The organism is Tabrizicola fusiformis (assembly GCF_013328815.1).
Lineage (GTDB): Bacteria > Pseudomonadota > Alphaproteobacteria > Rhodobacterales > Rhodobacteraceae > Fuscibacter.
The window spans coordinates 232,694-246,441 of the sequence record NZ_JABUHN010000003.1; the positions used below are offsets into that span (position 1 = coordinate 232,694).

The window sequence follows — 13,748 nt, forward strand, 5'->3', positions numbered from 1 at the left end:
GGTCAGCATTCTGCGCCCTTCCCCCCCTTGCGCGCAAGCCTTGCACATGGGCTTGACGCATTTCTTGCCCAAGGTGAGGGTGGGACGGTTTCTGCATACACGCCGGATAGGCCACAGGTGCTGCGGAAATCCACATATGGCCGTCAAGGCAATGGTCGTTTAAGGCTGAACCAAGTTCAGGGAGGAACCGATGGCAGACGAGGCACGCAGCGACAGCAGCCGGCAGGCGGCGCTGGATTATCACGAATTCCCCAAGCCCGGTAAGCTGGAGATTCGCGCGACCAAGCCGCTTGCCAATGGCCGCGACCTTTCCCGCGCCTATTCGCCGGGCGTGGCCGAAGCCTGCCTTGAAATCAAGGCCGATCCCGCGACCGCCAGCCGCTATACCTCACGCGGGAATCTTGTGGCGGTGGTGACCAACGGCACCGCCGTTCTGGGCCTTGGCAACATTGGCGCTTTGGCCTCCAAGCCGGTGATGGAGGGCAAGGCCGTCCTCTTCAAGAAATTCGCCAATATCGACTGTTTCGACATCGAACTGAACGAACCCGATCCGCATAAGCTGGCCGATATCGTCTGCGCGCTGGAGCCGACCTTCGGCGCGATCAATCTGGAAGACATCAAAGCGCCGGATTGTTTCATCGTTGAACAACTCTGCCGCGAGCGGATGAAGATTCCGGTCTTCCACGACGATCAGCACGGCACGGCCATTGTCGTGGGGGCGGCGGCCACCAATGCGCTGCATGTGGCGGGCAAGCGGTTTGAAGATATCAAGGTGGTCTCGACCGGCGGCGGGGCGGCGGGCATCGCCTGCCTGAACATGCTGCTGAAATTGGGCGTGCGGCGCGAGAATGTCTGGCTCTGCGATCTGGCGGGGTTGGTCTATCACGGCCGCACCGACCAGATGACCGACCAGAAGGCGGAATATGCCCAAGGCAGCACGCCCGCCACATTGGCCGAGGTGATCGAAGGCGCCGATCTGTTCCTTGGCCTGTCGGGCCCCGGGGTTCTGACGCCCGAGATGGTGGCGCGGATGGCCCCTGCCCCGATCATCTTCGCGCTGGCCAATCCCACGCCGGAAATCCTGCCCGATGCGGTGCGCGCCGTGGCCCCGGATGCAATCATCGCCACCGGCCGCAGCGATTTTCCCAATCAGGTCAACAACGTCCTCTGCTTCCCCTTCATCTTCCGCGGCGCGCTGGATGTCGGCGCCACCACCATCAACGACGAGATGGAACTGGCCTGCATCGAGGGCATCGCCGCCCTTGCCCGCGCCACCACCAGCGCCGAGGCCGCCGCCGCCTACAAGGGCGAGCAGCTTTCCTTCGGCCCCGACTATCTTATCCCCAAACCGTTTGACCCGCGGCTGATCGGCGTGGTCGCCAGTGCCGTGGCCAAGGCCGCGATGGACACCGGCGTCGCCACCCGCCCCATCGCCGATATGGAAGCCTACCGGCACAAGCTGGACGGTTCGGTCTTCAAATCGGCGCTGATCATGCGTCCGGTGTTCGAGGCGGCCCGGCAGGCCACCCGCCGCATCATCTTTGCCGAAGGCGAGGATGAGCGGGTGCTGCGCGCCGCCAATGCCATCCTTGAAGAGACCACCGACAAGCCCATCCTGATCGGCCGCCCCGATGTGATCGCCACCCGGGCCGAACGCGCCGGCCTGTCGATCCGCCCCGACCGCGATTTTGAAATCGTGAACCCCGAAAGCGACCACCGCTACCGCGATTACTGGAGTACCTATCACGAGCTGATGGAGCGGCGCGGGGTGACCCCCGACATCGCCCGCGCCGTCTTGCGCACCAATACCACCGCGATTGCCGCCATCGCCGTGCATCGCGGCGATGCCGACAGCATGATCTGCGGCACCTTCGGGCAATATCTGTGGCATCTGCGCTATGTGCGCGAGGTGCTGGCGCGCGGCGGATTGCGCCCGCATGGTGCCCTCAGCCTGATGATCCTTGAGGATGGGCCGCTCTTCGTGGCCGACACGCAGGTCAACGCGGTGCCCACCCCCGAACAGATTGCCGAAACCGTCTGCGGCGCGGTGCGCCATGCCAAGCGGTTCGGCGTTCTGCCCAAGGTCGCGCTCTGTTCGCATTCCAACTTCGGCAACCTCGACAGCGATTCCGGCCGCCGGATGCGCGCGGCGCTGGAAATCCTCGACAGCCGCGAAGTGGAATTCGACTATGAGGGCGAGATGAGCGTGGATGCCGCCCTCGACCCCGAGTTGCGCCAGCGCATCTTCCCCCGCGCCCGGATGCAGGGGGCGGCCAATATCCTTGTCTTCGCCTTCACCGATGCCGCCAATACCGCGCGCAACATGCTGAAGATGAAGGCGGGCGGGCTTGAGGTGGGGCCGATCCTGATGGGCATGGGCAACAAGGCGCATATCGTGACGCCCTCCACCACCGCGCGGGGCCTGTTGAACATGTCGGCCATCGCGGGCACGCCCGTGGCGCATTACGGCTAGGTTCAGGCGGCGGTCTGGCCGGTCCAGACCGCCGGGATCAGCCCGCGCAGCGCATTGCCGACCCAGAGGCGCACCTGCGGCAGGTCTTGCGGCAGCAGCGTTTCCTCCGGCACAGCCAGCGAGGCCCGCAGCACCCCCGGCAGCAGCCCGGCGACAAGCGGCGGCGTTCGCGTTCCCTGCCCGCGATCAAAGAAAACCGTGGTGATGCTGCCATCGCAGACCTCGCCCCGCTCGTTCAGGAAAATCACCTCGTCCAGCCCCGGCGGCAGCGCGGCGCGGGCGGCGTCATAGGCCGGGCGGCGGCTGGATTTCAGCCGCAGCCACGGATCGTCCGAGCGCAGCCGCTCCGACGCCAGCCCCAGCCGCCAGACGGGCGGGCTCTCGGGCAACGGGCTGGCTGTGGCTGACATCCGCCCGCCGCCGTCCAGCGTCAGGCGCAGTCGCGCCGGATCGGCGGGGCCGACCAGCAGCTTGTCAAACATCGCCGCCTCGAACCGCCAGCCCAGCGCCGCCGCCCCCCGCGCCAGCCTTGCCCGGTGCAGCGCCGCCAGCGGCACCCCGGCGCCATCCCAGCGCATCGTCTCGATCAGGATCAGGCCCGGACTCGTCAGGAGGGGCGCATCAGCCCCTTGATATAGCGGGCTTTCCACAGCGCCTCCTCCCATTCCCCCTGCGCCGTGCTGTCCTGCACCACGCCGCCGCCGACATTCAGCACCGCCCCGCCGTCCGGCGCCAGTGTCAGCGTGCGGATGGCTACGTTGAAACTGGCCGCGCCATCGGGCGCCATCCAGCCGATCGCCCCGCAATAGGCGCCGCGCGGATGCGGCTCCACCTCGCGGATGATCTCCATCGCCCGGATCTTCGGCGCCCCGGTGATCGAGCCGCAGGGGAACAGCGCCGTCATGATCCCGGCCATCGACGGCGGCGCCGCCAGCTCGCCCACCACGGTCGAGACCATCTGGTGAACCGTGGCAAAGCTTTCCACCGCGAAAAGCCGCGGCACCTTGACCGAGCCGACCCGCGCCACCCGGGCGATATCGTTGCGCAGAAGGTCCACGATCATCAGGTTTTCCGCCTGCCCCTTTTCACTCGCCCGCAATTCCTCGGCCAGCTCGGCATCGCGCACCGGGTCGGGATCGCGGGGCGCGGTGCCCTTCATCGGCCGCGCCTCGATCCGCCCCGAGGCGGCGACCCGCAGGAACAATTCGGGGCTGCGCGAGATCAGAACCGGCCCCGCCCCCGGGTTGACAAAGGCGCCATGCCCCACCGCCTGCCGCGCCCGCAGGGCGCCATAAAGGCCCAGCGCCGTGCCCTGCGTCAGCCGCGACGCCATCGGAAAGGTCAGGTTGATCTGATAGCAGTCGCCCGCCGCGATATAGCCCTTCACCTTGGCCATGGCGGCATCATAGGCGGCACGGGTGATCATCGGTTCGGCGGGGGCCAGCGTGACACCGGACGCTTCGCCCGCAGCCTGTTGCAACAAGGCTGTGGCATCCTGCGGACCGGCATAAAGGCCGAAGACCGCCCGCGGCCCGCCACCCGCCGGTTCCAGCGCCGCCAGCTTCGGCTCCAGCCCGTAGCCCGCCTCATAGCCCAGCCAGCCCGCAACCCAAAGGCCCCGCGCCCGCCCGGCATCAAGGGCCGCAAGCACCGCAGGAACCTCGGCCGCGCTCTGCGCCACCAGAACGGCTTCGGCGCCCGCAAACAGCGCGGGTTTGCCCCCCGGCCCATCCTCAAGCACGATCACGACGCATTCCTTTCGCGGCATTCCTTTCGCGGCTGTGCCATACCTAGGGCCATGGCCCGCCACAGACCAGCGCCGCTGCGCCCGATCCGCCGGATTTTGCGACATGATGCCGGCAAAACGGGCGCCAATCCTCGGCGCGCTGTAATTTTCTATTCACCGCTTGCCAGCCAGAAAATTCCGGCATTTCCTCCGCTTCACGGTGCGGCATCCCGCCGCAGCCGCAACAACAAGAACAACAACCAATGGTTGGAGGGTCAATGACATGTCTTCGGACGCCTACAGCGACAAGGACCACCATGAGGACGTAAAAGTCCTGCATGGCATGGGCTATGCCCAGGAGCTTTCGCGCTCCATGTCGAAATTTTCTAACTTCGCCATCTCGTTCTCGATCATCTGCATCCTGTCGGGCGGCATCAACTCTTTCGCCCAGGCGATTTCCTCGGTCGGCGGCGCGGGTGCCGGGATCGGCTGGATCACGGGCTGTCTGCTCTCGGGCATGTTCGCCCTTGCCATGGCGCAGATCGCGTCGGCCTTCCCCACCGCGGGCGGTCTTTACCACTGGGGCTCGATCCTGGGGAACCGCTTCTGGGGCTGGCTGACGGCATGGCTCAACCTTCTGGGCCTGATCACCGTGCTGGGCGCCATCAACATCGGCACCGCGTATTTCTTTGCCGGCACCTTCGGGCCGATGTTCGGCTTTTCGGGAACCGACGGGCAGGTCGTGCTGTTCGTGGCGGCAATCACCATCATTCAGGCGCTGTTCAACCATCTCGGCATCAAGGTCACGACGATGCTGACCGACATCTCGGGCTATATCATCTTTGCCGTGACGGCGGTTCTGGTGCTGGCCTGCCTCTATTTCGCACCCGCCATCGACATTTCGCGGCTGTGGACCTTCACCAACTACTCGGGTGAGGCGGGCGGCAAGGTTTTCCTGAAGTCGGACAATGTGGGCTATCTGTTCCTGCTCTGCCTCTTGCTGCCGGTCTATACGATCACCGGCTATGATGCCTCGGCCCATACCTCGGAAGAAACCAAGAACGCCGCCACCTCGGTGCCCAAGGGCATTGTGACTGCGGTGTTCTGGTCGTCCATCGTCGGCTGGGTGATGATCTGCGCCATCACGCTGGCCATCCCCGATATGGCGACCGCTGCCGGGCAAGGCTGGGGGATGTTCTTCGGCACGATGGATGCCATCCTGCCGGCGGCGCTGAAGGACGTGCTGTATCTGGGCATCTTCATCGCCCAGTTGCTTTGTGGTCTGGCGACGGTGACCTCGGCCAGCCGGATGCTCTTCGCCTTCTCGCGCGATGATGGCGTGCCGCTGTTTTCCAAGGCGCTGGCCACGGTCTCGCCGAAATACCGCACGCCGGTCAACGCGATCTGGACGGCGACGGCGCTCTGCATCCTCTATGTGGTGCTGGCAATGACCATCAAGGTGGGCGAAACCTCGATCTATGTGATCGTGGTGAACTCGACTCTGGTGTTCCTGTTCCTGTCCTTCACCATTCCGCTGGTGGCCGGGCTCTTTGCCTATGGCACCGCGAAATGGCCGGCCCCGGGCCCTTGGGCGATGTCGGCCGGGCTTTACAAGCTGGTGACCGTGCTGTCCGTCATCGGCATGGGCGTGATCCTGTTCATCGCCGTCGCCCCGCCGAACGAGCGGGTGCTGTATGTGGTCCTGGGCTTCATCGCGCTGGCGCTGGTCCTCTGGGTGGCGGTCGAAAGCCGCCGCTTCGAAGGCCCGCCGACCGGCGACCGCATCGCCGCCCGCAAGGCCGCCATCGCGGCGGCCGAGGCTGCGGTGGGCGAAAAGACCTGATCCTTCAGGGCAAGCCATGATGGGGCCGGGGGGAAACCTCCGGTCCTTTTCCGTTGTTGCGCGCCGCCCAAATTTCTTCGAAGAAATTTGCAAAATCCTTGGAAGGATTTTGGTCACCACGCCCGACCGATTCCGCCTTGCGCCCGGACCGCAGCGGACTATAACCCCGCCAATTTGCGCGCCGGATGGGGAATGACATGCCGAAAAGAACCGATATCACCTCGATCATGATCATCGGCGCAGGGCCCATCGTCATCGGTCAGGCCTGCGAGTTCGACTATTCCGGCGCACAAGCCTGCAAGGCCCTGCGCGAAGAGGGATATCGGGTGATCCTCGTCAACTCGAACCCCGCCACGATCATGACCGATCCGGGTCTGGCCGATGCCACCTATATCGAGCCGATCACCCCCGAGGTGGTCGCCAAGATCATCGAAAAGGAACGCCCCGACGCGCTGTTGCCCACCATGGGCGGGCAGACCGGGCTGAACACCGCGCTGGCGCTGGCCGATCTGGGCGTTCTGGAAAAATTCGGGGTCGAACTGATCGGCGCCAAGCGCGAAGCCATCGAAATGGCCGAAGACCGGAAATTGTTCCGCGAGGCGATGGACCGCATCGGCCTTGAAAACCCCAAGGCCACCATCATCGCCGCACCGAAACTGGCCACAGGCAAGTATGACATCGGCGCCGGCGTGCGCGAAGCGGTCGAGCAACTGGAATATGTCGGCCTGCCCGCCATCATCCGCCCCGCCTTCACCCTTGGCGGCACCGGCGGCGGCGTGGCCTATAACCGCGACGATTACGAAGCCATCGTGAAATCCGGCCTCGAAGCCTCGCCGGTGGCGCAGGTTCTGGTCGATGAATCCCTGCTCGGCTGGAAGGAATATGAGATGGAGGTGGTGCGCGACACCGCTGACAATGCCATCATCGTCTGCTCCATCGAAAATATCGACCCGATGGGCGTGCATACCGGCGATAGCATCACCGTGGCCCCTGCCCTGACGCTGACGGACAAGGAATATCAGCTCATGCGCAACGGCTCGATTGCCGTGCTGCGTGAAATCGGCGTCGAGACCGGCGGCTCCAACGTGCAATGGGCGATCAACCCCGCCGATGGCCGCATGGTGGTGATCGAGATGAACCCCCGGGTGTCGCGGTCTTCGGCGCTGGCATCGAAGGCCACCGGCTTTCCGATTGCGAAAATCGCCGCCAAGCTGGCTGTCGGCTATACGCTGGACGAGTTGGACAATGACATCACCAAGGTCACCCCGGCGTCGTTCGAACCCTCCATCGACTATGTGGTCACCAAGATCCCGCGTTTCGCCTTCGAGAAATTCCCCGGCAGCGAAAACAACCTGACCACCGCAATGAAATCGGTGGGCGAGGCGATGGCGATTGGCCGCACCATCCACGAGTCGCTGCAAAAGGCGCTGGCCAGCCTTGAGACCGGCCTGACCGGCTTTGACGAAATCGCCATTCCGGGCGCCCCCGACCGTGCCGCCATCTTCAAGGCGCTGTCGCTGCAAACGCCCGACCGTCTGCGGGTGATCGCGCAAGCCATGCGCCACGGCCTGACCAATGACGAGATCAACGGCGCCACCGCCTTTGATCCGTGGTTCCTCGACCGCATCCGCGAGATCATCGACACCGAGGCCGAGGTGCGCCGCAGCGGCCTGCCGGTGGATGCCGCGGGTCTGCGCCGCCTCAAGATGCTGGGCTTCACCGACGCCCGCCTTGCCAAACTGACCGGCCGGGATGAGGCGCAGGTGCGCCGCGCCCGCCGCAATCTGGGTGTGACCGCCGTCTTCAAGCGGATCGACACCTGCGCGGCCGAGTTCGAGGCGCAAACCCCCTATATGTATTCCACCTACGAAAGCCCGGTCATGGGCGATGTGGAATGCGAGGCCCGGCCTTCGGCGGCGAAAAAGGTCGTCATCCTTGGCGGCGGCCCGAACCGGATCGGTCAGGGCATCGAGTTCGACTATTGCTGCTGCCATGCCTGCTATGCCCTCACGGCGGCGGGCTATGAAACCATCATGGTCAACTGCAACCCGGAAACGGTTTCGACCGATTATGACACCTCGGACCGGCTCTATTTCGAACCGCTGACGCTGGAACATGTTCTGGAAATCCTGCGGGTGGAGCAAGAGAACGGCACGCTGCATGGCGTGATCGTGCAATTCGGCGGCCAGACCCCGCTGAAGCTCGCCAATGCCCTGCATGAGGAAGGCATTCCGATCCTTGGCACCACGCCCGACGCCATCGACCTTGCCGAAGACCGCGAGCGGTTCCAGCAACTGCTGCACAAGCTGGCGCTGAAACAGCCGCACAACGGCACGGCGCGCAGCCGCGATGAGGCGTTCAAGGTCGCCAAGGATGTCGGCTATCCGCTGGTCATCCGCCCCTCCTTCGTGCTGGGCGGCCGCGCCATGGAAATCATCCGCGACGATGCCCAGCTTGAGCGTTACATTGCCACCGCCGTTCAGGTCTCGGGCGACAGCCCGGTGCTGCTCGACAGCTATCTCTCCGGCGCGATCGAGGTGGATGTGGACGCGCTCTGCGACGGCGACACCGTGCATGTCGCGGGCATCATGGAACATATCGAAGAGGCCGGGGTGCATTCGGGCGACTCCGCCTGCTGCCTGCCGCCGCATTCGCTGGACGCAGCCACCATCGCCGAGCTGAAGCGTCAGACCGTCGAGATGGCCCGCGCCCTGCATGTGGTCGGGCTGATGAACGTGCAATTCGCCATCAAGGACGGCACGATCTATGTGCTTGAGGTGAACCCCCGCGCCAGCCGCACCGTGCCCTTCGTCGCCAAGGCGACCGATAGTGCCATCGCCGCCATCGCCGCCCGCCTGATGGCCGGTGAGCCGATGTCGAACTTCCCCCTCCGCGCGCCCTATGCCCAAGGGGTCGGCCCGGACACGCCGCTGCCGCTGGCCGATGCCTTCACCCTCGCCGACCCGATCACGCCGTGGTTCTCGGTCAAAGAGGCCGTGCTGCCCTTCGCCCGCTTCCCCGGAGTGGACCCGGTGCTTGGCCCGGAAATGCGCTCGACCGGCGAAGTGATGGGCTGGGACCGCACCTTTGCGCTGGCCTTCCTCAAGGCACAGATGGGCGCCGGAACCATCCTGCCCGAAGGCGGCCGGGTGTTCCTGTCGGTCAAGGACATGGACAAGACCGAAGCCTTCGCCGCCGCCGCAAGCGACATGGTTGCGATGGGCTTCGAGATCGTGGCGACCAAGGGCACGGCCGCATGGCTCGCCTCGGTCGGCATCGCGGCAACGCCGGTGGCCAAGGTCTATGAAGGCCGCCCGAACATCGTGGACCGGCTGAAGAACGGCGACATTGCGCTGGTGATGAACACCACCGAAGGCACCCAAGCCATCAGCGACTCGCGCGACATCCGCCGCGTCGCCCTGATGGACAAGATCGCCTATTTCACCACCGCCGCCGCCAGCATCGCTGCGGTAGCCGCGATGAAGGCCCGGGGCGAGGGCTACGGCGTGCGGACGCTGCAAGGGTAAGAACGGGCATTGGTTGGGTGCGTGCTTGCACGCACCACCCCCGTCCCAAGGTGCGTGAAATCACGCCCTACCGCTTGGCGATAATCGCTTGGAGGGTGGCCCCCCGGCATCAGGGGTTCGGTAGGGTGCGTGCTTGCACGCACCATCCCCTGCTACGGCATGTCAAATCACGCGCCCGGCCGCGGCTGGTTGTAGCTGCGGAAAAACCACGCGATTTCCGAGCGCTGCCGCGACGGTCTGGTCCTTGAGATGCTTCTGGAATGGTCGGGGCGAGAAGATTCGAACTTCCGACCTACGGTACCCAAAACCGTCGCGCTACCAGACTGCGCTACGCCCCGATGCGGCCTCTCTACAAGGGTTGTGCGTCAGTCGCAAGGCCAGGCGGCAAGCGATTGATCCACCGACGAATGCCGCAATTCGCTGCCCGGCGCGATGCCCAGCCGGGCCGCCAAGCCGCCGTTGATTTCCAGCACCATCGCCACGCCCTCGCCGCCGTCGATTGGGGTTTCGTCGCCGGGCACCGCCATGGAATGCACCCGCGTCACCCGCCCGGCGGCATCGGCAAAGATCATGTCCAGCGGGATCAGCGTGTTCTTCATCCAGAAGCTGGCGTGTTTCGGGGCGGGGAACACGAAAAGCATCCCCGCCGAAGCCGCCATTTTTTCACGGAACATCAGACCCTTGGCCTGTTCGGCCGGCTCATCAGCCACTTCTACATGAAAACGCGCGACCCCCGCGGGGCCGCGCAATTCAACCGCCTCGGGCGCGCAAGCGGCGCCGGCCATCGCAGGGGCCAGCGCCAGAACAAGCCCGCTCAGACGCGCGCCGAAGCTTCCCATGACACCACCTGCACCGCCATGCGGCCCCGCTTGCCCTCGACGATGCGCAGGCAGACCGCCTCGCCCGCCTGAAGATCGGCAAAGCCGGAATGGCGCAGCACCTCGATATGGATGAAGACATCCTCGGGCCGGGCGAAGACATTGGCAAAGCCAAAGCCCTTGCCCTTGTCGAACCACTTCACCCGGGCCGGTTCCAGCGGCAATTGCGCCAGATCGTCGGGCAAGGGCATGATGCTTTCATCGACCAGCGGGAACGCCCCCCCGGGCGGCGGTTCGATCCGCACCACCTCGACCGCCTGCGCCCCGCGTTGCGTCTTTTGCACCTTCACGGTGATGCCAGCGCCATCGGCGACCGAGCTTTGACCGTAGTTGCGCAGGACATTCGCGTGAAGCAAGATATCCGTAGGGGAGCCTTCGGCAACGATGAAGCCGAAGCCCTTGGCCGGATCAAACCACTTCACTCGGCCCTGCAGTTCCTGCACGGCCTCATCTTCTTCCGTCATTGTCAGAGCCATTCCCCAGATAAAGCCCGTGCAAACTGATGCAGCGTTTCACCTGCCAGATGCAAGCCTAAAAACGCCGTGTTTCGGCACACTTCCATTCACGAAGCGCGAAGATCAGGGGTTCAGACGGTGGATTTCCCAAGCGTTCTCGGGGGTTGGGCGGTTCCAGCGAAAGCGGTCATGCAGGCGGAACGCCCCATCGGCCCAGAACTCGATTTCAAGGGGAATGATGCGAAAACCACCCCAGAAGGGCGGACGGGGCGGATTCAGGCCCTGCTCGGCCGTTACGCGGGCAACTTCGGCCATCAGCGCCCCGCGTGACGACAGGGGTTGCGACTGCTGGCTGGCCCAGGCGCCCAGCCGGGATTTGAGGCTGCGGCTGGCGTAATAGGCATCCGCCTGCGGCCCCTCTTCGCGGCTGACAAGGCCGCGCACCCGGATCTGGCGGCGCAGGCTTTTCCAGTGCATCACGAAGGCGGCCTTGCCCGCGCCTTCGGCTTCGCGGGCCTTGGCGCTGGTGTAATTGGTGTAAAAGACGAAGGCCGCCGCCTCGATCTCTTTCAGCAGCACCATGCGCACATTGGGCAGCCCATCGGCATCGACTGTGGCCAGCGCGATGGCATTGGGGTCATTCGGTTCGCTTTTTTCTGCCTCGGCCAGCCAGCTTTGAGCGATGACGAACGGGTCTTCGCCCGCAAAAATTCCGCTTCGGTCCATGTCGTCCATTCCTTCCCGGCGTGGTCCCGCTGCCTGCGCCGCCCTTGATGCCCGGCCCCCGATGGCCTACACACCACTTGATCAATGAAGGTGGCCGAGGGAGCCCGAATGTCAACCGGACTTATGGCAGGTAAGCGCGGGCTCATCATGGGGCTGGCCAATGACAAATCCATCGCCTGGGGCATCGCCCAGCAACTTGCGGCGCAGGGGGCCGAAATCGCCTTTTCCTATCAGGGCGACGCGCTGAAAAAGCGGGTCGAGCCGCTGGCGGCCTCGATCGGGATGAGCGAATTCGTCGAATGCGACGTATCGAGCGAGGAATCGATCGACGCTCTCTTTGCCCGGCTCAAGGAACTCTGGGGCCAGATCGACTTTCTGGTCCATGCCATCAGTTTTTCCGACAAGGCCGAGCTGCGGGGCCGCTATGTGGACACCAGCCGCGCCAACTTCCTGATGACGATGGATATTTCCGTCTACAGCTTTACCGCTGTCTGTCAGCGGGCGGCGGCCATGATGGGGCCGGGCGGCAGCCTGTTGACCCTGACCTATTACGGCGCCGAAAAGGTGATGCCGCATTACAATGTGATGGGCGTGGCCAAGGCCGGGCTGGAAGCCTCGATCAAATATCTGGCCGAGGATCTGGGCAAGGACGGCATCCGGGTGAACGCGATTTCCGCCGGCCCGATCAAGACGCTGGCCGCCTCTGGCATCGGTGATTTCCGCTATATCCTGAAATGGAACGAGCTGAACTCGCCCCTGCGGCGCAACGTGACGCAGGACGAGGTGGGCAAGGCCGCGCTTTACCTCTTGTCCGATCTGGGTTCGGGCACCACGGGCGAAAACCTGCATGTCGATGCGGGCTATCACGTCGTCGGCATGAAGGCGGTGGATGCGCCCGACATCGACGCGGTGACGGGCCGCAAGGAATGACACCGGCAGCCTTTCTGGCCTTTGCGGGTTTGGTGACCTTTGCAGCGATCTCGCCCGGGCCTGCCGTGCTGATGGCGGCGCGCACCGGGTTGAACGAAGGGTTCCGCACCGGCGTCATGCTGGCCATGGGGATCGGCAGCGGGGCGATGGTCTGGGCGCTGGCGGCGATGTTCGGGCTGAACATCGTCTTTGCCGCGGCGCCGTCGCTGCTTTGGGCGCTCAAGATCGGCGGGGCGGGCTATCTTCTGTGGATGGCATGGCACCTGTGGCGCGATGCCAAACAGCCCTTTGTCACCGAAGATGCCCGGCCGGTGCCGCGTTCGGCGCTGGCGGCCTATCGGCTGGGGCTCTGGACCAATCTGGCCAATCCCAAGGCGGCGGTGATGTTTTCCTCGATCTTCCTTGGCACATTGCAGGCCGATACGCCCTATTGGGTGCTGGGCCTGCTGCTTGCGGTGATCTTCACCGCCGAAACGCTGTGGAACAGCCTTGTCGCGCGTATCTTCTCGCTTGAACGCAGCCGGGCGCGCTATATCAGCCTCAAGACCCTGATCGACCGCAGCTTTGGGGGCGCGCTGGCGCTTCTGGGCGTCAAGATCGTCGCCACCTGAAGAGGAGTCCGCCCATGACCGACCGCCTGCCGCATGAAAAAGGCTTCCACGTCAGTTGGGACCAGATCCACCGCGATGCGCGGGCGCTGGCCTGGCGGCTGGATGGCAAGGGGCCGGATGGCGGGGCGTGGCGGGCGGTGGTCGGCATCACCCGCGGCGGTCTGGTGCCCGCGATGATCGTCAGCCGCGAACTGGACATCCGCGTGGTCGATACGATCAGCGTGAAAAGCTACAACCATCAGGCGCAGGCCGAGGCCCGGGTAACCAAAAGCCCGCAGGCCGATCTGATGGGCGACGGCACCGGCATTCTGGTGGTGGATGATCTGGTGGATTCGGGCAAGACGCTGGAACTGGTGCGCAAGCTTTACCCCAAGGCGCATTTCGCCACGGTCTATGCCAAGCCGCACGGCAAGCCGCAGGTCGATACCTATGTGACCGAGGTCAGCCAAGACACTTGGATCTTCTTCCCCTGGGACATGGCGCTGCAATATGTGCAGCCTTTCCGCGGCAAGGACTGACCCTCCATCCCGTCTTGCCGAATATCCCAAGGGTGAGCCGTTTGATTCGCCATTGGTTCTG

13 protein-coding genes and 1 tRNA gene are annotated in these 13,748 nt (G+C 64.7%); 7 read left to right on the top strand and 7 right to left on the bottom strand.

All coding sequences use genetic code 11. From position 1 onward, the window contains the following. Positions 1-190: 190 nt before the first annotated feature. Positions 191-2,473, top strand: coding sequence for an NADP-dependent malic enzyme (locus HS053_RS05935; RefSeq protein WP_174210293.1), 2,283 nt, complete (start codon positions 191-193; stop codon positions 2,471-2,473). A 2-nt stretch (positions 2,474-2,475) separates the two neighbouring features. Here HS053_RS05935 and HS053_RS05940 read toward each other — a convergent pair whose 3' ends face one another. Both HS053_RS05940 and HS053_RS05945 read right to left on the bottom strand, forming a co-directional pair. Next, entirely contained in the window at positions 2,476-3,123 is a 648-nt protein-coding gene (locus HS053_RS05940) for an aminotransferase class IV (RefSeq protein ID WP_347233301.1), read from the bottom strand. Next, positions 3,081-4,220 carry an aminodeoxychorismate synthase component I gene (locus tag HS053_RS05945; protein ID WP_174210294.1) on the bottom strand — a complete coding sequence of 380 codons (1,140 nt, stop codon included), beginning with the start codon at positions 4,218-4,220 and terminating at the stop codon, positions 3,081-3,083. The genes HS053_RS05940 and HS053_RS05945 overlap by 43 nt, the downstream gene beginning before the upstream one ends. 51 nt (positions 4,221-4,271) lie before the next feature. Here HS053_RS05945 and HS053_RS05950 point away from each other — a divergent pair, with 51 nt between their 5' ends. Together HS053_RS05950 and HS053_RS05955 are read left to right on the top strand one after the other, a co-directional pair. Beyond that, a complete protein-coding gene (locus tag HS053_RS05950; protein ID WP_174210295.1) occupies positions 4,272-4,481 on the top strand; it encodes a hypothetical protein in 210 nt (69 codons plus the stop codon). Between the two features lies 1 nt (position 4,482). Next, a complete protein-coding gene (locus tag HS053_RS05955; protein WP_174210296.1) occupies positions 4,483-6,042 on the top strand; it encodes an amino acid permease in 1,560 nt (519 codons plus the stop codon). A gap of 4 nt (positions 6,043-6,046) precedes the next feature. Here the strand turns inward: HS053_RS05955 and HS053_RS05960 are convergent, their stop codons facing one another. Further along, the gene (locus HS053_RS05960; RefSeq protein WP_174210095.1) at positions 6,047-6,277 is read right to left on the bottom strand and encodes a hypothetical protein; all 231 of its coding nucleotides are present in this window, start codon (positions 6,275-6,277) and stop codon (positions 6,047-6,049) included. On the opposite strand from HS053_RS05960, the gene carB reads away from it, so the two are divergent. Continuing rightward, entirely contained in the window at positions 6,240-9,569 is a 3,330-nt protein-coding gene (carB, locus tag HS053_RS05965; RefSeq protein WP_174210297.1) for a carbamoyl-phosphate synthase large subunit, read from the top strand. The genes HS053_RS05960 and carB overlap by 38 nt on opposite strands. Before the next feature lie 261 nt (positions 9,570-9,830). Here carB and HS053_RS05970 read toward each other — a convergent pair. The 4 genes from HS053_RS05970 to pdxH form a co-directional block, all read right to left on the bottom strand. Next, positions 9,831-9,907 (bottom strand) — tRNA-Pro (locus tag HS053_RS05970). A 27-nt stretch (positions 9,908-9,934) separates the two neighbouring features. Continuing rightward, a complete protein-coding gene (locus tag HS053_RS05975; protein WP_174210298.1) occupies positions 9,935-10,408 on the bottom strand; it encodes a DUF192 domain-containing protein in 474 nt (157 codons plus the stop codon). Next, positions 10,384-10,911 carry a cold-shock protein gene (locus HS053_RS05980; protein ID WP_174210299.1) on the bottom strand — a complete coding sequence of 176 codons (528 nt, stop codon included), beginning with the start codon at positions 10,909-10,911 and terminating at the stop codon, positions 10,384-10,386. The genes HS053_RS05975 and HS053_RS05980 overlap by 25 nt, the downstream gene beginning before the upstream one ends. Before the next feature lie 114 nt (positions 10,912-11,025). Beyond that, positions 11,026-11,628, bottom strand: a complete 603-nt coding sequence (gene pdxH, locus HS053_RS05985; RefSeq protein WP_174210300.1) for a pyridoxamine 5'-phosphate oxidase — start codon at positions 11,626-11,628, stop codon at positions 11,026-11,028. Between the two features lie 108 nt (positions 11,629-11,736). Here pdxH and fabI point away from each other — a divergent pair, with 108 nt between their 5' ends. From fabI to gpt, 3 genes are read left to right on the top strand one after another with little or no spacing between them, the layout of a single operon-like run. After that, positions 11,737-12,558 (top strand): enoyl-ACP reductase FabI, encoded by an 822-nt coding sequence (gene fabI / locus HS053_RS05990; RefSeq protein ID WP_174210301.1) that lies wholly within the window; start codon positions 11,737-11,739, stop codon positions 12,556-12,558. Then, positions 12,555-13,169 (top strand): LysE family translocator, encoded by a 615-nt coding sequence (locus HS053_RS05995; RefSeq protein WP_174210302.1) that lies wholly within the window; start codon positions 12,555-12,557, stop codon positions 13,167-13,169. The genes fabI and HS053_RS05995 overlap by 4 nt, the downstream gene beginning before the upstream one ends. Before the next feature lie 14 nt (positions 13,170-13,183). Further along, the gene (gene gpt, locus HS053_RS06000) at positions 13,184-13,687 is read left to right on the top strand and encodes a xanthine phosphoribosyltransferase (protein WP_174210303.1); all 504 of its coding nucleotides are present in this window, start codon (positions 13,184-13,186) and stop codon (positions 13,685-13,687) included. The last annotated feature ends 61 nt before the right edge of the window (positions 13,688-13,748 follow it).